This window comes from Phaeobacter sp. JH20_34 (genome assembly GCF_048056095.1).
GTDB classification, from domain to species: domain Bacteria; phylum Pseudomonadota; class Alphaproteobacteria; order Rhodobacterales; family Rhodobacteraceae; genus Phaeobacter; species Phaeobacter bryozoorum.
In genome coordinates this window covers 128,587-149,569 of record NZ_JAYMWT010000004.1, presented here as the reverse complement: position 1 = coordinate 149,569, position 20,983 = coordinate 128,587, and the positions used below count along the sequence as shown (strand labels likewise).

Annotated in this window: 23 protein-coding genes; 9 read left to right on the top strand and 14 right to left on the bottom strand. The window is 62.3% G+C overall.

Annotation, left to right across the window (positions count from 1 at the left end; all coding sequences use genetic code 11):
- Positions 1–17: 17 nt before the first annotated feature.
- The 6 genes from VWZ81_RS02195 to VWZ81_RS02170 are packed head-to-tail and all read right to left on the bottom strand — an operon-like array spanning position 18 to position 3,885.
- Positions 18–743, bottom strand: coding sequence for an AAA family ATPase (locus VWZ81_RS02195; protein ID WP_416541936.1), 726 nt, complete (start codon positions 741–743; stop codon positions 18–20).
- Entirely contained in the window at positions 736–2,997 is a 2,262-nt protein-coding gene (locus tag VWZ81_RS02190; protein ID WP_416541934.1) for a hypothetical protein, read from the bottom strand. The genes VWZ81_RS02195 and VWZ81_RS02190 overlap by 8 nt, the downstream gene beginning before the upstream one ends.
- Before the next feature lie 3 nt (positions 2,998–3,000).
- Positions 3,001–3,210 (bottom strand): TraR/DksA C4-type zinc finger protein, encoded by a 210-nt coding sequence (locus VWZ81_RS02185; RefSeq protein WP_416541933.1) that lies wholly within the window; start codon positions 3,208–3,210, stop codon positions 3,001–3,003.
- On the bottom strand, positions 3,207–3,425 hold the full coding sequence (locus VWZ81_RS02180; RefSeq protein WP_416541932.1) for a hypothetical protein: 219 nt from the start codon (positions 3,423–3,425) through the stop codon (positions 3,207–3,209). Before VWZ81_RS02180 ends, VWZ81_RS02185 begins: the two co-directional genes overlap by 4 nt.
- Positions 3,422–3,565, bottom strand: coding sequence for a hypothetical protein (locus VWZ81_RS02175; protein WP_416541931.1), 144 nt, complete (start codon positions 3,563–3,565; stop codon positions 3,422–3,424). The genes VWZ81_RS02180 and VWZ81_RS02175 overlap by 4 nt, the downstream gene beginning before the upstream one ends.
- A gap of 35 nt (positions 3,566–3,600) precedes the next feature.
- A complete protein-coding gene (locus tag VWZ81_RS02170) occupies positions 3,601–3,885 on the bottom strand; it encodes a hypothetical protein (protein WP_416544445.1) in 285 nt (94 codons plus the stop codon).
- A 135-nt stretch (positions 3,886–4,020) separates the two neighbouring features.
- Here VWZ81_RS02170 and VWZ81_RS02165 point away from each other — a divergent pair, with 135 nt between their 5' ends.
- On the top strand, positions 4,021–4,719 hold the full coding sequence (locus VWZ81_RS02165; protein WP_416541929.1) for an XRE family transcriptional regulator: 699 nt from the start codon (positions 4,021–4,023) through the stop codon (positions 4,717–4,719).
- Between the two features lie 325 nt (positions 4,720–5,044).
- Here the strand turns inward: VWZ81_RS02165 and VWZ81_RS02160 are convergent, their stop codons facing one another.
- The 5 genes from VWZ81_RS02160 to nthA all read right to left on the bottom strand — a co-directional run bounded on the left by VWZ81_RS02160 (position 5,045) and on the right by nthA (position 8,926).
- Complete coding sequence (locus VWZ81_RS02160) at positions 5,045–5,290, bottom strand: DUF2842 domain-containing protein (RefSeq protein WP_340546138.1); 246 nt, start codon at positions 5,288–5,290, stop codon at positions 5,045–5,047.
- On the bottom strand, positions 5,290–6,603 hold the full coding sequence (locus VWZ81_RS02155) for an adenylosuccinate synthase (RefSeq protein ID WP_416535050.1): 1,314 nt from the start codon (positions 6,601–6,603) through the stop codon (positions 5,290–5,292). The genes VWZ81_RS02160 and VWZ81_RS02155 overlap by 1 nt, the downstream gene beginning before the upstream one ends.
- Positions 6,604–7,251: 648 nt before the next feature.
- Entirely contained in the window at positions 7,252–7,593 is a 342-nt protein-coding gene (locus VWZ81_RS02150) for a nitrile hydratase accessory protein (protein WP_416539093.1), read from the bottom strand.
- Positions 7,590–8,303 (bottom strand): nitrile hydratase subunit beta, encoded by a 714-nt coding sequence (gene nthB, locus VWZ81_RS02145; protein WP_416541928.1) that lies wholly within the window; start codon positions 8,301–8,303, stop codon positions 7,590–7,592. The genes VWZ81_RS02150 and nthB overlap by 4 nt, the downstream gene beginning before the upstream one ends.
- Positions 8,300–8,926 carry a nitrile hydratase subunit alpha gene (gene nthA / locus VWZ81_RS02140; protein WP_416539095.1) on the bottom strand — a complete coding sequence of 209 codons (627 nt, stop codon included), beginning with the start codon at positions 8,924–8,926 and terminating at the stop codon, positions 8,300–8,302. The genes nthB and nthA overlap by 4 nt, the downstream gene beginning before the upstream one ends.
- A gap of 245 nt (positions 8,927–9,171) precedes the next feature.
- Here nthA and secG point away from each other — a divergent pair, with 245 nt between their 5' ends.
- From secG to VWZ81_RS02125, 3 genes are all read left to right on the top strand, one after another.
- Positions 9,172–9,534, top strand: a complete 363-nt coding sequence (gene secG, locus VWZ81_RS02135) for a preprotein translocase subunit SecG (protein WP_340546143.1) — start codon at positions 9,172–9,174, stop codon at positions 9,532–9,534.
- 262 nt (positions 9,535–9,796) lie between these two features.
- On the top strand, positions 9,797–11,440 hold the full coding sequence (locus VWZ81_RS02130; protein ID WP_340546144.1) for a CTP synthase: 1,644 nt from the start codon (positions 9,797–9,799) through the stop codon (positions 11,438–11,440).
- Positions 11,441–11,689: 249 nt separating this feature from the next.
- Positions 11,690–12,592 (top strand): fructose bisphosphate aldolase, encoded by a 903-nt coding sequence (locus VWZ81_RS02125; protein ID WP_416541927.1) that lies wholly within the window; start codon positions 11,690–11,692, stop codon positions 12,590–12,592.
- Positions 12,593–12,694: 102 nt separating this feature from the next.
- On the opposite strand, the gene VWZ81_RS02120 is transcribed toward VWZ81_RS02125, so the two are convergent.
- A complete protein-coding gene (locus VWZ81_RS02120; protein WP_340546146.1) occupies positions 12,695–13,480 on the bottom strand; it encodes a crotonase/enoyl-CoA hydratase family protein in 786 nt (261 codons plus the stop codon).
- A 127-nt stretch (positions 13,481–13,607) separates the two neighbouring features.
- Here VWZ81_RS02120 and VWZ81_RS02115 point away from each other — a divergent pair, with 127 nt between their 5' ends.
- Positions 13,608–14,717, top strand: a complete 1,110-nt coding sequence (locus VWZ81_RS02115; protein ID WP_416541926.1) for a pyridoxal phosphate-dependent aminotransferase — start codon at positions 13,608–13,610, stop codon at positions 14,715–14,717.
- A gap of 24 nt (positions 14,718–14,741) precedes the next feature.
- Here the strand turns inward: VWZ81_RS02115 and VWZ81_RS02110 are convergent, their stop codons facing one another.
- Entirely contained in the window at positions 14,742–15,998 is a 1,257-nt protein-coding gene (locus VWZ81_RS02110) for a pyridoxal-phosphate-dependent aminotransferase family protein (protein ID WP_340546148.1), read from the bottom strand.
- 375 nt (positions 15,999–16,373) lie between these two features.
- On the opposite strand from VWZ81_RS02110, the gene VWZ81_RS02105 reads away from it, so the two are divergent.
- The 3 genes from VWZ81_RS02105 (at position 16,374) to VWZ81_RS02095 (ending at position 19,682) form a co-directional block, all read left to right on the top strand.
- A complete protein-coding gene (locus VWZ81_RS02105) occupies positions 16,374–18,215 on the top strand; it encodes an ABC transporter ATP-binding protein (RefSeq protein WP_416542443.1) in 1,842 nt (613 codons plus the stop codon).
- Between the two features lie 55 nt (positions 18,216–18,270).
- Positions 18,271–19,011: a YgfZ/GcvT domain-containing protein gene (locus VWZ81_RS02100; protein ID WP_416541925.1), complete on the top strand. Its 741-nt coding sequence runs from the start codon at positions 18,271–18,273 to the stop codon at positions 19,009–19,011.
- Between the two features lie 101 nt (positions 19,012–19,112).
- The gene (locus VWZ81_RS02095; protein WP_340546150.1) at positions 19,113–19,682 is read left to right on the top strand and encodes a hypothetical protein; all 570 of its coding nucleotides are present in this window, start codon (positions 19,113–19,115) and stop codon (positions 19,680–19,682) included.
- Between the two features lie 92 nt (positions 19,683–19,774).
- Here the strand turns inward: VWZ81_RS02095 and efp are convergent, their stop codons facing one another.
- Entirely contained in the window at positions 19,775–20,338 is a 564-nt protein-coding gene (efp, locus tag VWZ81_RS02090) for an elongation factor P (RefSeq protein ID WP_340546151.1), read from the bottom strand.
- A gap of 216 nt (positions 20,339–20,554) precedes the next feature.
- On the opposite strand from efp, the gene VWZ81_RS02085 reads away from it, so the two are divergent.
- Complete coding sequence (locus tag VWZ81_RS02085; RefSeq protein WP_008207990.1) at positions 20,555–20,872, top strand: DUF6280 family protein; 318 nt, start codon at positions 20,555–20,557, stop codon at positions 20,870–20,872.
- Positions 20,873–20,983: the final 111 nt, after the last annotated feature.

The following is a 20,983-nucleotide window of genomic DNA, read 5'->3' as shown; positions in this document are numbered from 1 at the left end:
TGCGCATAACGGCCCCCTCAAGCATGCCCGGCCATCAGGGCCGCAGCGGTTTCAACAACCGTGTGATCCAGCTTCTCAATCTCGTTGGCCTGCATCATGCGCTCGCAGGTGTCCGCCAGCTCCAGCGCCGTGCGCCAGTTGCCGCCGCAATCAACCCGGAACCGATGCGCCGTTTTCTTGGTGATGGAACCAAAACGCGGGGCGAGGACGTAGTTCAGCATTTCCGCCTCGGTCCTGATCTTGTCGATCACCACCCGCTTGGCCCCGATGCGCGAGGCGAGCTGGCGCAGGTAGATTTCTACACGCCCGTCATTGAACCGGCGGGACAACAGGTCAGTGCCGCACAGGACAACACCAGCGCCGCCCAGGTCAGAAAGCGCACGCAGCTTTTCCAGCATCGCCCAAGGCAGATGATTGGCCTCATCCACCAGGATCAGCATGCCGGAACAGGCCGCTTTCAGGCGCGCAAAGATGGTGTTGGAGGTGCCTTGCTCCTCAATCGAAATGCCCCGTTCGTTGAAGGCGCGGGCCAGCTCCTGCATCAGGGATTTGGCGTTCATGCCTTCCCAGCATTCGATGCGCACGCCTTCCAGCTCATCGACCAGCCATTCGGTAATGGCCGTCTTGCCGACGCCTGGTTTGCCGATGATCTGCCCGACGCGGCTGTATTTACGCGCCGCAAGCGTGGCCTGGCACACCTCATATGCACGGGCTGCGTTGGGGGTTTTCACAAAGTCACTCATCCTCATCCTCCAGGAATTGCGCGGTGCCAATCAGGGCGTTTTCATCAATGCCCCATTGGTCATTCGTTCTTGGTTTTTCGGTTTTGGGTTGGGCCAGTTGCTCGGCAATCGCCTGGTTGCTGAGTTTGGCCATACGGTCGATGATCCCGGCATCCACCACGGCGGCCACAGGGGCCTCCGGCGCATCCGGCATGTGGGCAATGTGGCGAGCGGTTTCCTCGGTGAGGGACAGCAGAGCAACATGACGCCGTTTCTCGGCGATCTGGCGGCGGAACGCTTTGCTGCGCCGGTTGACTTCCTCGGCCCCGCGCGTGTCCAGCACGCCATAGGTGCGCTCTGGGAAGGCCTGGCAGATCAGCTCATCACCATCAAAGCAGAACACGAATTCAGGATTGAACGCAGGCACGCGCAACGTGATCTTGCGATCATAGCCCAGCAGCTCATCCGCATAGTAATAGAGTGTCTGGCCGCGCCGTGGGGTATAGCTGACCCGTCCGCGATCCGGCGTGCGCTCGACTTCCTCGGAAAACGCCAGGGCAAGCACCTCAGGGCGTGACAAGGTGGTTTTGCCCCAGCCGTGGTCAATGAAGCCGCGCAGCATTTCATTCGGGCTTGCGCCGTTCAACCGCCCATACTGCGGGCGCTTGTGATACCACTCCAGGGCCTCGCCTGCGGTATTCAGGAAGTCATTGGCATCACCCTGGAACGCGATGGGGTCTTTGCCCTTGGCATGGGTTTTCTTGTTCATCCGGTCCCCAGCAGTCCAGCCAGGGATGGTGGCAAAGAACACCTGTTCGATGTTGCCGAATGCGCCCTCAATGCCGGGCTTGCCCTTCGCGTTATATGGGCGGGAGCGGGCAATTGCCTCGCGGCCCTGCGCCACACGCTTGGCAACATCCGGGCTGCCTTCAAGGTCATAGACCTTCATGCTGCCTTGGGTCAGGCGGGAAAGCTGGGTGAAGCCGCCAATCATGGCATCCCAGGAATACTCGCCACCGTTGTCGAGATAGAGCATCTGCGGCAGGCCCCATTCCTCAACCATGGCCTGGAAGCTCATGGCCACATGCTCGCGGCGGATGCCCTCTTTCGGCTCCAGCAGCACAAAGGTCATGTGGATCTCATTGGTGGCCACGTCATACCAGGCGATGGCCTTGGGATAGACCACGGTGCCATCCGGGCGGCGCATCATGATGTCCACCGGGTGCACGTCGCCCACCACGATCTGGCGCGGCAGCAGATCCGAGTAATCGCGCCGGATCGACGGCATATACTTGTCTTGGAAAACCGCGTTGTCCTTATCCTTGACCGCGATAATCCGGTAATCCCGCTCGACCTCGACCTTGCGGCGGTTCACATAGCAAACGCCAAACTGCGTTGCAGCCTTGGCCGTGTCACCGCAGCGGCCCAGATCCAGCACATCAAAGGCCACCACGCGCAGATCCCGCGACAGCTCAATCAGCCGGGTGGTGGATTTCTCCGAGATCGACCGCCAGCCGCGTTCGCCCGATGCCCACAGCGACCTTATATATGTGGTCAGTTCGTCGCTGACCTTGGCTTGGGTGTTTGCATCAATGTGCATGGCAAAGAACGCATCCCATGCCCTTGTGACCTTCTGGCGCTTGGCTCCGGTATCGTTGCGCTTCTTGCGGATCAGGCCGCTCAGCCCCTCGGCCTCGAAGGCATTCAACCAGTTGTAAAGCGTCTGTTTGGTAACGGCCTTGCGATTGCCGTTAGGGAACAGGCGCGGCACGGCTGCCAGTTCCCCGATCAGCGCGGCGCGTTCAGCCGACTGCTTTTCCAGGGCCAGGAGCGGGCGGATCACCTCATGCCGCCAGCGCGCCAATTCCAGATCGGCCTCAAATTTGGCGTCATTCTGATATGCCTGCTCGGGCACCAGCACCTGTTGGCCGGTTTCCGCATCGGGCTTTTCATGCAGGACAATGCCGCGCTCCAGATACCAGGCCTCGCGCAGATCGGCCGGCAGGCTGTCCACGTGCACTTGCAAAGTCTTGCCGCCGCGCCCGCGTCCGGTGATCTCCTCACGCACCAGCAGTTCGCAACCGCGCCAGGTGCGTTTAGACAGGGCCTTGTGAACCGCCGCCTGCGAAACTCCTGCCAGTTCCTCAAGTTGGACACTGGCAAGCCATTTCTCGGGGTTGTTTTGAGGTTGTTTAGCCGGTTGTTTTGGCTGGACCCGGTCCAGCTCAAAACAACCCCCTTCGATCAGCTCAAATTGGTGAAGTGCCTGACCCATGGATTACACCGCTCTTTCTGCAATCTGCTGGCAGGCCACACAGCGCACCGCAAAGGGTGCGGCTGCGCGCCGCTTGGGTTCGATCCCATCCCCGCAGTCCAGGCAGGCCTTGCGGCCTGTTCCTGCTACTGCGCTGGTCACGCGCTGCACTGCCCGTGCGCGCTCGGCCTCAACGGCCCGTTCTGCCTGATCCAGAAACCGCTCATCCATCATGCGCACTCCTGCTCGAAGGCTTCGCGCATCAGGATGCGGGCGTGCTCATCGGCGCGCTTTGCTGCAAAGTTCAGCGCTGCTGCGGCTTCCGGGTCCGTGGTGTCTGTCATGACCTTGACGGCAAAGTGCACCTTGGCCGTGTCGGTCAGCCCTGCCAGCGCGTGTTCTGCGAATTCACGCTGTGCTGCCTCAAATTGTTTATGGTTGGGGGTCATGCCTTATCCTCAAGGATCTCTTGGATGTTCAGCCCGATGCGGCGGGCTGCCTCGATCTCGTTGACGGCTTCGGGGTGGTGCTGTTCCACGTAGTCGGCATAGGTTTGCAGGATCTCTGCCAACTCCTCGCCGCTGATCATGTGACGGTCACACAGCCCTTTCAGCCATTCCGCGCTTACGCTGCCGCCCCGCTCTCCATAGCGGGGCAGGAACGTTTTAAGCGGGAGGCCTCCATGACCATGCGTTTGGTGTAGGCGGCCTTCACGGTGTCGCGCCCTGCGGCATCAATGATCCGTTCGCGGAGCTGTTCGCCACGCACGCCGGAGGACTGGCCGTATGTGGCATTGCGCGCAGTGCTGGAATGCACGTCGTTTTCGCGGCACCAGGCCTCAAAAGTGGTGCCCATCGACCGAAACGCGCCATCAATTACCTCATGCAGGATGGTTCCAGGCTGGAACATTTTATTTTTTAGTGCCATATTTTCCTCGCAATGCTCGTTGCGTTGTATCTTGCAAACTAAATCTGGCAAATATTTCCAATCTATGCAAGCCTGATGGGGAAATATTTTACTGATTTTAAGCGCTTTGGGTGTTAAATGGATGTTTTGGCGGCAAATTTTGCCCAACTTAGATCTGATCTTGGACTTTCTAGGGCAGAATTTGCCCGACGTCTTGGCGTATCATCGGACAAAATCAAACATGTCGAGTCTGGTCACCAGAGGGCCGACCACGAGCTATTGATAGCTGTGGGGACCAATTTTGATGTCGATATGAATATCTTGCTAGGCCTTGAACCCATGAGGCAAAATTTGCCAACCCAAGACGGGCATTTTGCCAGCCAAGACGTGGGGCTAAATTTGCCACCCGAGGCTGGGCCAGACAGCGACTTCGTGCATGTTCGGCGGTATGACATTTCAGTTTCGGCAGGAAATGGACGGCAAGCCACTGACGAAAGTGTTGTTGGCCACTATGCGTTTAGCCGACGCTGGCTAACCCGCCGCAACCTTAACCCAGACAATCTGGCAGTTGTTCGGGTGGCTGGCGACAGCATGGAACCCAAACTGTCAAACGGTGACCTTGCAGTCATCGACACAACGGCCACAGAGATGAAAGACGGCGTTACCTATGTGTTCCGCCTCGGGGATGACCTGCTTATTAAGCGGCTCCAGATTTTGCCGCAGCGGCAAGTAAACCTGTGCAGCCACAACCCTGAATACTCACCGATACAGGTCGAACTGGCCTCAGGTGAACTTACCAGCATCGGGCGGGTTGTCGCTTCAATGCACGAATGGTGAGGTGTTTGCTTCCGCACTTGGCATCGTGCGGCAATCAACGGCAGTAATAAAATCTATTGTGCGCCACAGCGCCTAGGTGGTGGGGAGAACCGCCAAATTGGGTTTGCCAGTAAACACAGGGCTTTCACGATGCACCCGAAGGCCACGTTCAAATTTACCCCGTGCTCACCATTCCAATTAATTCCGATCCCCCCCACCGCCTTTTTAGATTGAGACCAGCCCGGCGTGACACTGCCGACCTGTCATCTTTCCCGAAATACTCCGGGGTGAATTGACCGTCAGGTCAAGAGGGGCAGCGCCCCTCCCCGGCTCTTATCCCCGCGCCTCAGCCCTGATCCTGATCCGCATCATCCGGATCCGCCTTGCCGACACCGCGAAAGACGAATTTGAACGGCAGGATCCACAGGACACCCAGCAGCACATAGACAATCAGCTCAACCAGCAGCGACGGCCGGTCCAGCCAGCTGATCACATTGACCGCCAGCACGATATAGACCGGCATGCCAATCAGCAGGATCACCAGCGCCCAGCGCCGCCGCGCCTTATAGCTCAGACCACCCTCGCCCGACATCAGTCGGCAAAGGGATCGGTCACCAGAATGGTGTCGTCCCGCTCCGGGCTGGTGGACAAAAGCGCAACCGGGCAGTCGATCAGCTCTTCCACGCGCTTGACGTATTTGATGGCATTGGCAGGCAGGTCGTTCCAGCTGCGCGCCCCTTCGGTGCTCTCGCTCCAGCCCGGCATCTCTTCATAGATGGGGGTGCAGCGCGCCTGCTGGTCGGCTGCGGTCGGCAGATAGTCCAGACGCGCGCCGTCCAGCTCATAGCCGACACAGATCTTCAGCGTCTCGAACCCGTCCAATACGTCCAGTTTGGTCAGCGAAATGCCGGTGATGCCGGAGGTGGCACAGGTCTGACGCACAAGGCAGGCATCAAACCAGCCACAGCGGCGCTGACGGCCGGTGGTGGTGCCAAATTCATGACCACGGGTGCCCAGACGCTCGCCATCCGCATCCGGGGTGCCGTCTTCCTTCAAAAGCTCGGTCGGGAACGGGCCTTCGCCCACACGGGTGGTATAGGCCTTCACGATGCCCAGCACATAGTCGATGGAGCCCGGACCAATGCCCACACCGGTTGCCGCCTGACCGGCAATCACGTTGGAGGAGGTCACAAACGGGTAGGTCCCGAAATCAATATCCAGAAGCGCACCCTGCGCCCCCTCAAACAGGATCCGCTTGCCCGCCTTGCGCTTTTCATTCAGCACTTTCCACACCGGCGCGGCAAAGGGCAGGATATCCTTGGCGATCTCTTTCAGCTGCGCGATCAGATCGTCGCGATCCACGGCTTCGATGCCCAGACCCTTGCGCAGCGGATCATGGTGCTGCAACGCACGATCAACACGCGCGACCAGGGTCGCCTCATCCGCCAGATCCGCGACACGGATCGCACGACGGCCCACCTTGTCCTCATAGGCCGGGCCGATGCCACGACCGGTGGTGCCGATCTTGGTGCCCTTGGAGGCCGCCTCTTCGCGCGCCCGGTCCAGCTCGCCATGCAGCGGCAGGATCAGCGGCGTGTTCTCCGCAATCATCAGCGTCTCGGGAGAGATGTCCACGCCCTGGGCGCGCACGGTCTCGATCTCCTTCATCAGATGCCAGGGATCCAGCACCACGCCATTGCCAATGACCGAGAGCTTGCCGCCACGCACCACGCCCGAGGGCAGCGCGTGCAGCTTGTAGACCTTGCTGTCGATCACCAGCGTATGACCGGCGTTATGGCCGCCTTGAAAACGCGCAATGACATCAGCGCGTTCGCTGAGCCAATCGACAATCTTGCCTTTACCTTCGTCACCCCATTGGGCGCCGACTACCACGACATTGGCCATCTCAGGTCCTCATGTATGCTGGTTGAAACCGACGCTCCGTATAACGAGACCGCGCAGACAGGGGAACCGGTTTTTCGTCGCAGGCGCGGGAATCCACGGCAAAGCCCCCTGCTGCGTGGCGAAAATGGACGATCAGGCCGCCGCGCAGCGCTGTTGCGCGTGGAGCGCCCGTCGCAGGGCCGTTGCGTCCGCAGCGCGCGCCCTCTTCACCCCTTCGGGACCAGGATATGTCAGTCTGGACGCGGATCGATCCCCCGCGTCAGGGTCACTTAAGCCCGGCGCACCCACACGCACAGGAGACCGGCCCCGATTCCATCGGGGGCGTGTCAGGATATCCTGCCTCCGCAGGCCCCATCCGGGCCTGTCCACCTCCACCGGCGGCGCCGCCATCCCTGTTTTTGGCACAGCGCGAGACCGCAACCGAGACGAGACAGACAAACAGACCGATAGACTGGGACGGCGAAACAGAGACAGGAAGGACACGAGAGAGCGACAGAAGAGACACCCAGACCCGAACGACCCAGGCCCGAACGACCCAGACCCGGTGCGGATCTCCCCGCGCCGCACCATCAGCTGTGGCGGTGGCGCCCCGAACCGGTGCAGCTGCGCCCGGCCCTCCGCAGACGATATTTCCGGCCACTCGCCCGACTAATCCGCAGGCAGCTCAACCGGCATGCCATGTGGCGTCGACAGATAGGCCGCCTCCCAGCGGGCGCGCATCCCCTCGGCATCGACAGGGGCCACCCGGCCTGTCTCTGCCAGAAACATCTCCAGCGTCTCCAGCCAGACGGCAAAGTAATCCTCGCCCCCGTTCAGATCGCGCTCCAGCCCATGGCGGCGCAGGCTGGCAGAAAACCGCGTCACCCAGTCGCCCCAGGACAACGCCCCGCTTTCATTCAGATGCACCGTCAGCGCAAAGACCTGCGCATGCCACGGCTGTTCAAAGGCCGGTTCCGGGCGCTCTGCCACCGGCGTGTCAGTTGTGCTCATGCCGGCTCCAGATAGCTTTGCCACAGGTCGAGAACCACCTCGTCGCGCGGATGCTCCGGCGCGCTCCACAGCTCGGCCGCCGGGAACACCACCGCATAAAGCGGCTCCGGCGCCTCCCCCAGACCATGTGCGGCACTGTCCGGCAGAATATGCGTCCCATGCAGGCGCAGCACGCGACCGCTGGCGCCCACTGCATAGCCGGGCAATCGGGTGTGACCGCCCGCCACCAGCCGGTTGCCACCGGGGCGGCGACAGCGCACCGCATCGCCGGGGGCAAAGACCACCGGCACATCAGAGGGCCGGTCCGCCGGTCCGCCCTTGGCGAGGGTTGCGGCCACATCCGATGCCTTCAGCGCACGGGCAGCGAGCGGATGCGGGGCCACGGCCTCTGCGCCCGTGCCGTCTTTCTGACGCCCCCCTGCCTCGGCTGTCGCCAGATCCGCGCGGCTCAGCACACCCTTTTCCACCAACAGCGTCGCCAGACCGGCCAGCCATTTCTCGTAGTAGGAAAACCGCGTGTAATCCTTCGGTGCCAGCCGCTCGCGGGCGTGGCGCGAGGTGTCGATATTCCACTGCCCCAGCGCGCCGCAGGCCAGCGTCACCGCCAGGGCACGGGCGTGCCAGTCTTCGGCAAAGACCGGGGCATCCTCTGCCTCGGGCACCACCGGCCCGTCCCCGAATCGCCCGCCCATGTCATGCACCCGGGTCATGCTGGCGCCTCCCCCGGCGCCTTGGCCAGACCGGTGCCGATCATGCTGTCGCGGCTGACCAGCGCCGCCAGCGCGTCCTCGCTCAGCCCCTCACTGCCCGCAGGCCGCATCGGCAGCACCAGATAACGGACCTCAGCGGTGGAATCCCAGACCCGCACCGCGGTGCCGTCGGGCAGGCTCACGCCGAATTCCGCCAGCACCTTGCGCGGCTCGCGTACCGCTCGGGCGCGGTAGGCGTCGGATTTGTACCAGCCCGGCGGGATCCCCAGCAAAGGCCAAGGGTAACAGCTGCATAAGGTGCAGACGACCATGTTATGCTGCTGCGCGGTGTTCTCGACCACCACCATATGTTCACCCTGACGGCCATAATACCCAAGCTCCGCCAGCACCGGATCGGCATCAGCCAGCAGACGCGCCCGAAACTCAGGATCAGCCCAGGCCCGCGCCACCACGCGGGCGCCATTGGCCGGGCCGATACGGTTCTGATAGGTATCGATAATTTCATCCAGCGCCGCCGGATCAATCAGCCCCTTTCGGGTCAGCACCGTCTCCAGCGCCTTGACGCGCAGGGCGGGGTCCGGGGGCAACAGGCTATGCGGGGCGTCTGCGTGATCATGAGGCATAGGGCGAGACTGCCCGCAGCGGCGCAAAGCTGTCCAGTCACAATCCGTCATGATCCCGATCACCAGCCGTGATGCCCGCGCGCAGCCGCGGCAGCCGGACCTCTCATGCGCCGTTTTCTGCGGATTTGATGCGCCCGAAACGCCGCAGGCCCGCCTTCTCCGCCCTTCGGCAAACTGAGCCCTTGCCCCTCAGAGCAATCTTCCCTATTTACCGCCCGATACTCAGCCAACCGCCGTAGGATCCTATGGAAAACGTCGTACTCATCATCCATCTTCTTCTGGCCCTGGGGCTGATTGCCGTTGTCCTCTTGCAGCGCTCCGAAGGCGGCGGCCTTGGCATGGGCGGCGGCGGCGGCGGGGCTATGTCCGGCCGTGCAGCAGCCACCGCGATGAGCAAGGTGACTTGGATCCTGGCCGTGGCCTTCATCGCCACATCCATCACGCTGACCATTCTGGCAGCACAGAAATCCGCAGGCTCTTCGGTTGCAGATCGCCTCTCGGCGCCTGCCGCAGAAGGCGCTGCCGACACACCCGACACCCCGCTGGGCAGCGACCTGCTGCCGCCGGTGCAGGGTGACAATGCACCGCTGGTTCCCAGCGCAGACTAATCCGGCCACCCGGCCCGGAGGACCCTCGGATCAGCCCGACAGCCAATTGCGCTTCGGGCAGATCCGGCAAGACCAGAGCGTCTGACGCGGGATTCGCGAGGATCCACTACACTTAGAATGAACAAAAGCAGCCGTAACAGCATCTTGCGGCTTGCTTGCGCATTTTGCGCGAATCCTTTATATGTAAAGCCCCGTGATGCTGCGGTTTCTGCAACCGCCGGGCAGCTGAATTCTGACTTCTCACGGGGGCAGCCGAACAGACATGGCGCGTTTCATTTTCATTACTGGCGGTGTTGTATCATCTCTGGGCAAAGGGCTGGCATCCGCCGCTCTTGGGGCACTTTTGCAGGCGCGCGGCTATTCCGTCCGCCTGCGCAAACTGGATCCCTATCTGAACGTCGATCCGGGCACGATGAGCCCCTTCGAACATGGCGAGGTCTTCGTCACCGATGACGGTGCCGAAACCGATCTCGACCTCGGTCACTACGAACGTTTCACCGGCGTGGCCGCCCGCAAGACCGACTCGGTCTCCTCGGGCCGGATCTATTCCAACGTGCTGGAAAAGGAACGTCGCGGCGACTACCTCGGCAAGACCATTCAGGTCATTCCGCATGTGACCAATGAAATCAAAGACTTCATCTCCATCGGTGAAGATGAGGTTGATTTCATGCTCTGCGAAATCGGCGGCACCGTCGGCGACATCGAGGGGCTGCCCTTCTTTGAAGCGATCCGCCAGTTCGCCAATGACAAGGCGCGTGGCCAGTGTATCTTCATGCACCTGACCCTCCTGCCCTATATCAAGGCCTCCGGCGAGCTGAAGACCAAGCCGACCCAGCACTCGGTGAAGGAGCTGCGCTCCATCGGTCTGGCACCGGATATCCTGGTTTGCCGCTCCGAAGGGCCGATCCCGCACAAGGAACGCGAAAAACTGGCGCTGTTCTGCAATGTGCGCGCCGACAGCGTGATTGCCGCGCAGGATCTGAAATCCATCTACGAGGCCCCGCTGGCCTATCACCGCGAAGGTCTCGATCAGGCGGTTCTGGATGCCTTTGGCATTGCGCCGGCCCCGAAACCCAATCTGACCCGCTGGGAAGATGTGGCCGATCGCATCTACAACCCCGAAGGCGAGGTCAAAATCGCCATCGTCGGCAAATACACCCAGCTGGAAGACGCCTATAAGTCCATCGCCGAGGCGCTGACCCATGGCGGCATGTCCAACCGCGTGAAGGTGAAGATCGAATGGGTCGATGCCGAGCTGTTCGACAAGGAAGACGCCGCCCCCTACCTGCAAGGCTATAACGCCATTCTGGTGCCCGGCGGCTTTGGCGAGCGCGGCACCGAGGGCAAGATCAAGGCCGCGCAATATGCGCGCGAGCATAAGCTGCCCTATCTCGGCATCTGTCTGGGTATGCAGATGGCTGTCATCGAGGCTGCGCGCAATGTCGCGGGCATCGCGGAGGCAGGCTCCGAGGAATTCGACCATGAGGCAGGCAAGAAACGCTTTGAACCGGTGGTCTATCACCTGAAGGAATGGGTGCAGGGCAACCACACCGTGGCGCGCAAGGTCGATGACGACAAAGGCGGCACCATGCGTCTGGGCTCCTACAACGCCACGCTGGCCGAAGGCTCCAAGGTGGCTGAGGTCTATGGCACCACCCGGATCGAGGAACGCCACCGTCACCGCTATGAGGTGGACACCAAATACCGCGAGCAGCTGGAAGCCTGTGGCCTGAAATTCTCCGGCATGTCGCCGGATGGTCGCCTGCCGGAAATCGTCGAATGGACGGATCACCCGTGGTTCATCGGCGTACAGTTCCACCCCGAGCTGAAGTCGAAACCGTTTGAGCCGCACCCGCTGTTCGACGATTTCGTCCGCGCCGCCAAGGAAGCCTCGCGGCTGGTCTGACCGGCACAGCGCCCGACGCATCGGGCCTGACTGAAACACACCAAAAGGCAGACCACCCCGGTCTGCCTTTTTTGCGTGCGAACGCCTGACGGATATGCCTGCCTGCGATGTTTCGCCGAACCGCCGCCCGGTCGCGTCACTGTTAGCGGAGGCGTTAGCGCAACCACTTGATACAGATAGTTGTTTCCTGCCGCAGGCGCGGTATAGACGATGCCAGACAGACAATCCCTTTTCGTGGAGACCCGACCTATGGCGCAAGAAACCTCGACCCAGACTGCTCAGCTCGATCGCATCGCAAACGGCAAGGGCTTCATTGCGGCGCTCGATCAGTCCGGCGGGTCAACCCCGAAGGCGCTGGCGCTTTATGGCGTGACCGAAGACGCCTACAGCAATGACGACGAGATGTTCGGCGAAATCCAGAAAATGCGTGCCCGCATCATCACCGCACCGGATTTCAACAGCGAAAAGATCCTCGGCGCGATCCTGTTTGAAAAAACCATGGATGCCGAAATCGACGGCCTCCCGGTGCCCGCCTACCTGTGGGACAACTGCGGCGTTGTACCTTTCCTCAAGGTCGACAAGGGCCTCGCGGATGAGGCGGACGACGCCCAGACCATGAAACCGATGCCCGATCTTGATCAGCTGCTGTCGCGCGCGGTACAGGCCGGGATTTTCGGCACCAAGATGCGCTCGGTGATCAAGGGCGCCAATGCCACCGGCATCAAGAACGTCGTCGGCCAGCAGTTCATCGTCGGCCGCCAGATTGCCGCTGCCGGTCTGCTGCCGATCATCGAACCCGAAGTGGACATCAACTCCGCCACCAAAGCCGAGGCGGAAACCCTGCTGAAGGCTGCGATTCTGGACGAGCTGAACGCCCTGCCCGCCGATACCAAAGTGGCGCTGAAACTGACCATCCCGACCGAGGCCGGTCTCTATGACGATCTCGCCGCCCATGCCAATGTGGTGCGCGTTGTTGCGCTGTCCGGCGGCTATACCACCGATGACGCCTGCGAAAAGCTGGCGAAGAACAGCACGATGATCGCCTCCTTCAGCCGCGCCCTGACCGAAGGTCTGAATGTCGCGATGAGCGACAGCGACTACAACGCAGCGCTTGGCTCCAACATCGACAAGATCTACCGCGCCTCGATCTGACGATCACGCCGCCCCTGTCGGGGACAGACACCAAGGTAAAGAGCCGCGCCGGTCAGATCCCGGCGCGGCTCTCTTTCATTTCAGATCGAACTGACGTCGGCCTCAGTCGAATTTGGGCGCGCGGTTCTGCATCTGGGCGGCCACCACTTCCATCTGCTCAGGCTTGCCGATCAGACCGACCTGAACACGGGACTCCTCCAGCAGCACCTCGGCGCGATCCGCGCTGGCCTCGGCCGTCTCGATCAGCGTTTTTGCCGCGCGGATGGCGGCGGGGCTTTGCCCGGCGATCACTGTCGCCAGTTCATGGGCGCGGGCGATGGGATCCTCGGCCAGCTCGGTGACCAGCCCCCAGTCCAGCGCCTGCGGCGCCGACACTTTCTCCGCCGTATAGGTCAGCCGCCGCAGCACATCGGAGCGCAGCAGCCGCGGCAAGAGCACCATGCCGCCCATATCCGGCACGATCCCCCATTTCATCTCCATCACTGAAAACCGCGCATCGGGTGCAGCAATGCGGATATCGGCCCCCAGCGCCAGTTGCAGACCGCCGCCAAAGGCCACGCCGTTGATCGCCGCAATCACCGGCATCGGCAGGCGACGCCAGACCATTGCCACCTGCTGCACCTGATTGGCATCGCCATGAGAGCGGCTCATCAGCCACTCTGTCGGGTCTTTCATCCCCATCTGGGCAAAGCTCATCAGATCAAGGCCGGCGCAGAACGCCTTGCCCTCGCCCGAGAGCACAACCACCCGCGCCTTGCTGTCCATCAGGCTTTCGCCAGCGGCAATGATCTCTTCGATCATCTGGCTGTCCAGCGCGTTCATCTTGTCACCGCGGGTCAATGTCACCCGTGCAATATGGTCTTCGATCTCTACCGATACCCGTGCCATCTCGGCGCCCTCCTTCTTGGAATTTCCGTTGGCCGCAGACTGCCCCGGATCCCGGCAGTGATCCAGCGTAACGCCGGGGCAAAGCGACGCGCTTGCCCGGACGCACCGGATCACGTTATCTCAGCCCATGACACAGCCACGCTACACCCCGCTTGCCCACTCCCTCCCCGCCTCTGTCCCCTTTGTCGGGCCGGAAACCCAGGAGCGCCAGCGCGGCGCGCCCTTCACGGCGCGGCTGGGCGCCAATGAAAACATCTTTGGCCCGTCGCCCAAGGCGATTGCGGCCATGCAGGCCTCGCTGGGCGAAATCTGGAAATATGGCGACGCCGAGAGCCATGACCTGCGCGAGGCGCTGGCCGCGCATCACGGTGTTGCGCCCCAGAACATCATGATCGGCGAAGGTATCGACGGGCTGCTGGGCTATCTGGTGCGGCTGCTGATTGGCGAAGGCGATGCGGTGGTGACCTCGCTTGGCGCCTATCCGACCTTCAACTACCATGTCGCGGGCTTTGGCGGCCTGTTGCATACCGTCCCTTACAAGGACGACCACGAAGACCCCGCCGCGCTCTTTGCAAAGGCGGCCGAGGTGGATGCCAAGCTGGTCTACCTCGCCAATCCCGACAATCCGATGGGCAGCTGGCACAGCGGCGCTGATCTGCTGGCCGCGATGAACGCCCTGCCAGAGGGCTGCCTGCTGCTGCTGGATGAGGCCTATATCGACTGCGCCCCCGAGGGCACTGCCCTGCCGATAGATATCGACGATCCCCGCGTGATACGCACTCGGACGTTTTCCAAGGCCTATGGCATGGCCGGTGCGCGGGTGGGCTACGTGCTGGCAGAGGCCGGGCTGGTCAGCGCCTTCAACAAGGTGCGCAACCATTTCGGTATGAACCGCACCGCTCAGATCGGCGCATTGGCGGCCCTGCAGGATCAGGCTTGGCTGGCTGAGGCCCTTGGCCGCATTGCCACCGCACGCGACCGGATTGCGCAGATTGCCCGCGACAATGGGCTAACGCCCCTGCCCTCGGCCACCAATTTCATGGCCATCGACTGTGGCAGTGACGGTGCCTTTGCCAAATCGGTGCTGGAGAGCCTGGTGGATCAGGGCGTGTTTGTGCGGATGCCCTTTGCGGCGCCGCAAAACCGCTGCATCCGGGTCAGCTGCGGGCCGGAGGATCAGCTGGACGCCTTTGCCCGCGCGCTGCCCCTCGCGCTGGAGCGGGCGCGCAACGGCTGAGGCTGCGTCAGGGCCTGCTGCGGATCACCCGCAGCAGCTGCCTCTCTCTGATGTGTCTGCAACAGATGCCGCGCCACCCCCGGCGATCACCTGTGAGGCCGCCTCCAGCGCGCCGGATCCATGCGGGATCTCCAGCGCCTTCAGACCGGCATCAACCCCGCCCAGCAGCCCCATGATCATTTGACCGTTCACATGGCCCATATGGCCCAGCCGCAGGAACCCGTGCCACTCCGGGCTGTTCGGCGGCGCCATGCCAAGGCCGATGCCCAGCGTCAGCCCAAGGGTCTGTTCCACCCAATTGCGCAGGCGCGTGCCGCGATCGCCGCCGATATGCAGCGATGTGACCGCGTTTGACCGCAAAGCGACCTCCTGCACATTCATCCGCAGCGGGCCACCTTCGCCCCAGCGGTCACAGGCCGCCCAGATCGCCTGCGCCAACAGGTGATGGCGCGCCCAGACGGCCTCCATCCCCTCACCGTGGATCAGATCCAGTGCGGCCCGCAGACCATAGAGGTGATGCGTGGGCGCGGTGCCGCCGAAATACTGGTAGAATTCCTCAGGGTTGGCGCGCGGCTGCCAGTCCCAATAGCGGCTGACCCGTGGCAGGCGGGCGCGGGCCTCCGCCGCCTTTGGCCCGAAGAAGACAAACCCCATGCCCGCAGGCACCATCAGCCCCTTCTGGCAGGCCGAGACCATCACATCCACGCCCCAGTCGTCCATCTCGAACCGGTCACAGCCAAGCGAGGCAATGCAGTCGACCATCAACAGCGCCGGGTGGCCGCAGGCATCCAGTGCCGCGCGCATTGCCGTCACATCATTGCGGATCGCGCTGGAGGTATCGACATGCACCGTCAGAACCGCCTTGATCCGATGGGCGGTATCGGCGGCGAGATGGCTGGAGATCTGGTCCATGTCCCAGGCCGAGCCGGTGCCGAAATACAAAAGCTCCACCTTGATGCCGAGCGCCTCCGCCATTTCCGACCAGCCAATGCCAAAACGGCCCGAGGCGGCGACCAGCACGGTGTCACCCGGCTGAAGGGTGTTCAGCAACGCCGCCTCCCACGCGCCGTGACCGTTGGAGATATAGATCGCCACATCATGATCGGTGCGCGCCACCCGGCGCAGGTCCGGGATCAGGGTTGCCGTCATCTCCACCAGTTCACCGGCGTAGATATTCGGCGACGGGCGGTGCATCGCCTGCAACACCGCATCCGGCATGACCGAGGGGCCGGGAATGGCCAGATATCCGCGTCCCGCGGCAAGGGAAACACCCGCTGTCATGCTGCACTCCTATGTTTATCTGGGCAAACTGTGACGCGGGTCTGCGGTGGCTGCAACCCCTTGCAACGGCGCCGCACGCGCATTTGACGCAGCGGTTTTACCGCCGCCCAGAGCTGGCCCATCGGCTGCGAAACCCGCGCCATGCTTGCACCTTTTCCCCCAGCTGCTTAAATGGCTCAGGCCTGACGTGGATGTCAGCGCCAGAAAAAACCACATCGGTTGTGATCCTTGCCCCAGACTGACCCTAAGACGACGCCCCCATCCGCAACGCCGGACACGCCGGACGCCCCTGCGGTGGATGCCGCCCTCTCGCCCAGGCGGGCGGTGGCACCCGCCACGGCAGAGGCCCCGGCCATCAAGTCAAAGCCCGAGCACATGTCCTCGCGCGAGCTGCTGGGCTGGCTGTGGCGCGGCTATCTGCGCCATTACATGGGCCTTCTGGGACTGGCGATCGTCTTCATGCTGATCGAAGGCGGCACCGTCGGCGGCCTCAGCTACATGATGCAGCCGATGTTCGATCTGGTGTTTGTGGCGGGCAATACCACGGCGCTGTTCTGGGTCAGCCTGGCGTTTCTGATCATCTTCTCCATGCGCGGGATTTCCAGCGTCTGTCAGAAGGTCATTCTCAGCAAGATTTCCCAGACCTCCGCTGCCCATATGCGCAAGGACATGCTGGCGCGGCTGATCCGGCAGGATCCGTCCTTTCATCAGGTGAACCCGCCCGGTTTCCTGATCCAGCGGGTGCAGAGCGATGTGATGGCGATCAATTCGGTCTGGCAGGCGCTGATCACCGGTGCCGGCCGCGATGTCACGCAGATGGTGGCCGTTCTGGCTGTGGCGATCAGCGTTGACTGGCGCTGGACCGCGATCATGCTGGTCGGCCTGCCGATGCTGCTGTTGCCGCTGGCCGCCGTACAGCGCTATGTGCGGCGCAAGGCCTCGCAGGCGCGCGATCTGGGGGCCTCGCTGTCGACCCGGCTCGACGAGATCTTTCACGGGATCGTGCCGATCAAGCTGAACAATCTCGAAGACTACCAGACCGATCGTTTCGGCGGCCATATGGACCAGTTTGTCCGCTCCGAAGTGCGCGCCTCTTTTGGTGTGGCCTCAACCACCGGGATGATCGACATCATGGCCGGCTTGGGCGTGATGGGCGTGGTGCTTTATGGCGGCGCCGAGATCATCGAGGGCAAGAAGACCGTGGGCGAGTTCATGAGCTTTTTCACCGCCATCGGTCTGGCCTTTGACCCGATGCGCCGGCTGGCCTCGATCAGCGGCACCTGGCAGGCCGCGGCCGCCGCCATGGAACGCATCAAGGAACTGATGGACTCGCCGATCAAACTGGTGTCGCCGGAGACGCCGGTGCCCGCCCCCAATGGCCTGCCCGAGGTGGCGCTGAGCGATGTCACCCTGCGCTATGGCGACTCGGATGTGTTGCGCGAACTGTCGCTGGTGGCAGAGGCCGGCAAGACCACCGCGCTGGTTGGCGCCTCCGGGGCCGGGAAATCCACCATCTTCAACCTGCTCACCCGGCTGGTGGACCCGCAGGAAGGAGCAGTGACCGTGGGCGGCGTCGCCGTGCGGGACATGGATCTGGATGATCTGCGCGGGCTGTTCTCGGTGGTGACCCAAGAGGCGCTGCTGTTTGACGAGACCCTGCGCGAAAACATCCTGCTGGGGCGCACTGATGTGAGTGATGCGCGGCTACAGGAGGTTCTGGAAGCCTCGCATGTGGCCGATTTCCTGCCGAAACTGGCCAATGGGCTGGATACGCTGGTGGGTCCGCGTGGCTCGGCCCTGTCCGGTGGCCAGCGTCAGCGGGTGGTGATTGCCCGCGCGCTGCTGCGTGACACGCCGATCCTGCTGCTGGATGAAGCGACCTCGGCGCTGGATGCGCAATCTGAAAAGGTAGTGCAACAGGCGCTGGAGAAACTCTCGGGTGGGCGCACCACGCTGGTGATCGCACACCGGCTGTCGACCATCCGCAATGCCGACAAGATCGTGGTGATGGAACGTGGCCGTGTGATGGATCAGGGCACCCACAAGGAACTGCTGGAGCGTGGCGGCATCTATGCCGATCTCTACCGGTTGCAGTTTCAGGACGGCAAAACGCTGGTGGACCGCGCAGGCGTCGCCGCGCAGGCGCCCAGACAGTTCAGCGAAGGCGGCGACCAGCCGCGCTGGTTCCAGAAACTGGCCCGGCGCATGTTCGGCTAGGCCTTGCCCACTTCGCGACCTACATTGCCTTCGTGATCTTTCAGGAGCCTGACCCATGACCAACCGCCGCATCCTGCGTCTTTCCGGCGCTGACACCCGCGACTTCCTTCAGGGGTTGATCACCAATGATGTCGCCAAGGTGGATCAGGGGCTGGTCTATGCCGCCCTGCTGACCCCGCAGGGCAAATATCTGGCGGATTTCTTTGTCGCCGCTGATGGCGATGACCTGCTGGTGGACGTGGACGAAAGCCTCGCCGCGGGGCTGGCGAAACGGCTGACAATGTACCGGCTGCGCGCCAAGGTCACCATTGAGGAAACCGATCTGGCCGTGCGCCGGGGCACCGGGACGGCGCCTGAGGGCGCGCTGGCGGATCCGCGCCACCCGGATCTGGGCTGGCGCGCCTATGGCACCGAAAGCGGCGAGGACGGCAGCAACTGGGACGCCATCCGGGTCGCCCATTGCATCCCCGAAACCGGCATCGAACTGGGGCCGGAGAGCTACATTCTGGAAGCCGGGTTTGAGCGGCTGAACGGCGTCGATTTCCGCAAGGGCTGCTATGTCGGCCAGGAGGTCACCGCCCGGATGAAACACAAGACCACCCTGCGCAAGGGTCTTTCCACAGTCGCCATCGAGGGTAGCGCGCCCATCGGCACCGAGATCCGCCGCGCCGACAAAGCCGTCGGGACGCTGTTCACCCAGTCGGGCGAACACGCGATTGCCTATCTGCGATTCGACCGTGCGGGCGAAGATATGTGTGCGCAGGACGCGCGGGTTCACTGGCAGGTTAAGACCTGAGGCGATTCCGTGGCCGCCACCCGAGATCGTGACGCGACGTCACATCGGGAGCGCGGCCTCGGGCGGCTATGTCTCAGACATCATTTCACGAGGATAATTTCATGCGATTGCTCCCCTGCCTTGCCCTGACGCTGCTGCCCCTGCCCGCGTTTTCCAGTGACTACTGGGAATATCAGGACTGGTCCGTCGCCGCCGATATGCGCGTCACCGAAGAGCACGATTGGCGCGATTGCACCGCCTGGACCGGCGGCGACGGGCTGCCGCTGCTGCGCCTCACGGTGACCGAAGGCGATGTCGGCCCGCCCGAAACCTATCCCCAGCTTGAGCTGTTTGAGAGCGCCGCGCGCCATTATCCGACGCAGGTTCAGAACGGTCAGGCCATCGGCTTTATCATCGACCAGAAGGCGGTGTTCTACGGTATCGCCGATGCCGAGATCAACGAGGAAGGCATTGCCGAAGCGCGCGCCATGGTCCGCTGGATGGATGCGCTGAACACCATTCTCTGGATGCAGGACGGCGATCGGATGGAGGTGCGGACCGTGGTGCCCTATGGCGCGGGCGAGATGGTTCTGGATGCCTCTCTGGCCGGGTTCACCGCTGCCTATGGCAAGATGATGGACGAATGCGGCCACAGCCTGGAACTGCGCAAGATTGAAATCGACTACAACTGATCGGCTCTGCCACCTGTTGTGACACCATGAAAAACCCCCGCAGGACAGCCTGCGGGGGTTTTTTATTTGCTGAAGCTGTTGGCGCTAACCGCTTAGGCGCGCTCAGAATATTCCATGGTCTCGGTATTGACGACGATCATCTCATCCTGACCAACAAAGGGCGGCACCATGACCTTGACGCCATTGTCCAGGATCGCAGGCTTGAAGGAGTTGGCAGCGGTCTGACCTTTGACCACCGGCTCGGTCTCGACAATCTTGCAGGTGACTTTCTGCGGCAGCGTTGCGTTCAGCGCCTCGGATTCATGGAATTCCACAACGATGGTCATGCCGTCCTGAAGGAACGGGCGGCGATCGCCCAGCAGGTCGGCGGGCAGCTCGATCTGCTCATAGGTTTCGGCATCCATGAACACCAGCATGCCGTCGCTCTCATAGAGGAACTGCTGGTCCTTCTGTTCCAGACGGACCTTTTCGACCTTGTCGGCGGAGCGGAACCGCTCGTTCAGTTTGGAGCCGTTGCGCAGGTTGCGCATCTCGACCTGGGCAAAGGCGCCGCCCTTGCCGGGCTTCACGTGATCGACTTTGACAGCGGCCCACAGACCGCCGTTGTGTTCGAGAACATTGCCGGGGCGGATCTCGTTACCGTTGATTTTGGGCATGACAAAAATCCCTCTCGGGTGGTTGATGAACTGTTAACCGCCCCTATATCTGGCAGGGAGTCGGCTGGCAAGACAACGATATGTCGTGTGAGGGACCGGGGAGCCATGCAAATTGCGCATAAAAGATATGCGTATGAAGGCTATCCGAATCGTCACAATTCCGCCATAAGGAGCGCTACGCCGAAATTGCAATAGCAAGAACAAAAAGGAAGCACGATGCGAGATTTCGTTGACGGCACCGCATATAACAACGAGCAAGGCAACCGGGCACGCAAGCTGTTTGCGGCGGTGGTATTGGCTGCGCTGGACGATGCGATTGCTGATGACAAGAAATACGGTAACGGCCCCGAGCAGATCGCTCGGTGGGCACGGTCGCGCGACGGGCGCGAAGTGCTGAGCTGTGCAGGCATCGACCCGAACGAACGTGTGGTCGGCGGCCTGATGGAATTTGTGGGCCGGGGTGTCCGTACCTCTGTTGCACTGTCGCGCGAAGAGAGCGAACGCCGCAACGCGGCACAGGCCGAAGCGGCCTGATCAGACCTGCCAGTCTGACGGACAGTTAACCGTCAAAGAAAAGCGCGTCCTGGGGGGCGCGTTTTTTCTTTTGGCGATGGCGGTTTCATGGCGAAATCGGCCGCTCGCCGG

What these genes read in the sequence shown, in the direction of transcription:
- VWZ81_RS02155 (WP_416535050.1), bottom strand. Translation starts at nt 6,603, where the DNA reads ATGGCCAATGTCGTGGTAGTCGGCGCCCAATGGGGTGACGAAGGTAAA.
- VWZ81_RS02185 (WP_416541933.1), bottom strand. Translation starts at nt 3,210, where the DNA reads ATGATGGATGAGCGGTTTCTGGATCAGGCAGAACGGGCCGTTGAGGCC.
- VWZ81_RS02170 (WP_416544445.1), bottom strand. Translation starts at nt 3,885, where the DNA reads ATGTTCCAGCCTGGAACCATCCTGCATGAGGTAATTGATGGCGCGTTT.
- nthB (WP_416541928.1), bottom strand. Translation starts at nt 8,303, where the DNA reads ATGACCCGGGTGCATGACATGGGCGGGCGATTCGGGGACGGGCCGGTG.
- VWZ81_RS02130 (WP_340546144.1), top strand. Translation starts at nt 9,797, where the DNA reads ATGGCGCGTTTCATTTTCATTACTGGCGGTGTTGTATCATCTCTGGGC.
- VWZ81_RS02100 (WP_416541925.1), top strand. Translation starts at nt 18,271, where the DNA reads ATGACCAACCGCCGCATCCTGCGTCTTTCCGGCGCTGACACCCGCGAC.
- VWZ81_RS02105 (WP_416542443.1), top strand. Translation starts at nt 16,374, where the DNA reads ATGTCCTCGCGCGAGCTGCTGGGCTGGCTGTGGCGCGGCTATCTGCGC.
- VWZ81_RS02160 (WP_340546138.1), bottom strand. Translation starts at nt 5,290, where the DNA reads ATGTCGGGCGAGGGTGGTCTGAGCTATAAGGCGCGGCGGCGCTGGGCG.
- VWZ81_RS02095 (WP_340546150.1), top strand. Translation starts at nt 19,113, where the DNA reads ATGCGATTGCTCCCCTGCCTTGCCCTGACGCTGCTGCCCCTGCCCGCG.
- VWZ81_RS02195 (WP_416541936.1), bottom strand. Translation starts at nt 743, where the DNA reads ATGAGTGACTTTGTGAAAACCCCCAACGCAGCCCGTGCATATGAGGTG.
- VWZ81_RS02190 (WP_416541934.1), bottom strand. Translation starts at nt 2,997, where the DNA reads ATGGGTCAGGCACTTCACCAATTTGAGCTGATCGAAGGGGGTTGTTTT.
- secG (WP_340546143.1), top strand. Translation starts at nt 9,172, where the DNA reads ATGGAAAACGTCGTACTCATCATCCATCTTCTTCTGGCCCTGGGGCTG.
- nthA (WP_416539095.1), bottom strand. Translation starts at nt 8,926, where the DNA reads ATGCCTCATGATCACGCAGACGCCCCGCATAGCCTGTTGCCCCCGGAC.
- VWZ81_RS02115 (WP_416541926.1), top strand. Translation starts at nt 13,608, where the DNA reads ATGACACAGCCACGCTACACCCCGCTTGCCCACTCCCTCCCCGCCTCT.
- efp (WP_340546151.1), bottom strand. Translation starts at nt 20,338, where the DNA reads ATGCCCAAAATCAACGGTAACGAGATCCGCCCCGGCAATGTTCTCGAA.
- VWZ81_RS02180 (WP_416541932.1), bottom strand. Translation starts at nt 3,425, where the DNA reads ATGACCCCCAACCATAAACAATTTGAGGCAGCACAGCGTGAATTCGCA.
- VWZ81_RS02150 (WP_416539093.1), bottom strand. Translation starts at nt 7,593, where the DNA reads ATGAGCACAACTGACACGCCGGTGGCAGAGCGCCCGGAACCGGCCTTT.
- VWZ81_RS02085 (WP_008207990.1), top strand. Translation starts at nt 20,555, where the DNA reads ATGCGAGATTTCGTTGACGGCACCGCATATAACAACGAGCAAGGCAAC.
- VWZ81_RS02110 (WP_340546148.1), bottom strand. Translation starts at nt 15,998, where the DNA reads ATGACAGCGGGTGTTTCCCTTGCCGCGGGACGCGGATATCTGGCCATT.
- VWZ81_RS02165 (WP_416541929.1), top strand. Translation starts at nt 4,021, where the DNA reads ATGGATGTTTTGGCGGCAAATTTTGCCCAACTTAGATCTGATCTTGGA.
- VWZ81_RS02175 (WP_416541931.1), bottom strand. Translation starts at nt 3,565, where the DNA reads ATGATCAGCGGCGAGGAGTTGGCAGAGATCCTGCAAACCTATGCCGAC.
- VWZ81_RS02125 (WP_416541927.1), top strand. Translation starts at nt 11,690, where the DNA reads ATGGCGCAAGAAACCTCGACCCAGACTGCTCAGCTCGATCGCATCGCA.
- VWZ81_RS02120 (WP_340546146.1), bottom strand. Translation starts at nt 13,480, where the DNA reads ATGGCACGGGTATCGGTAGAGATCGAAGACCATATTGCACGGGTGACA.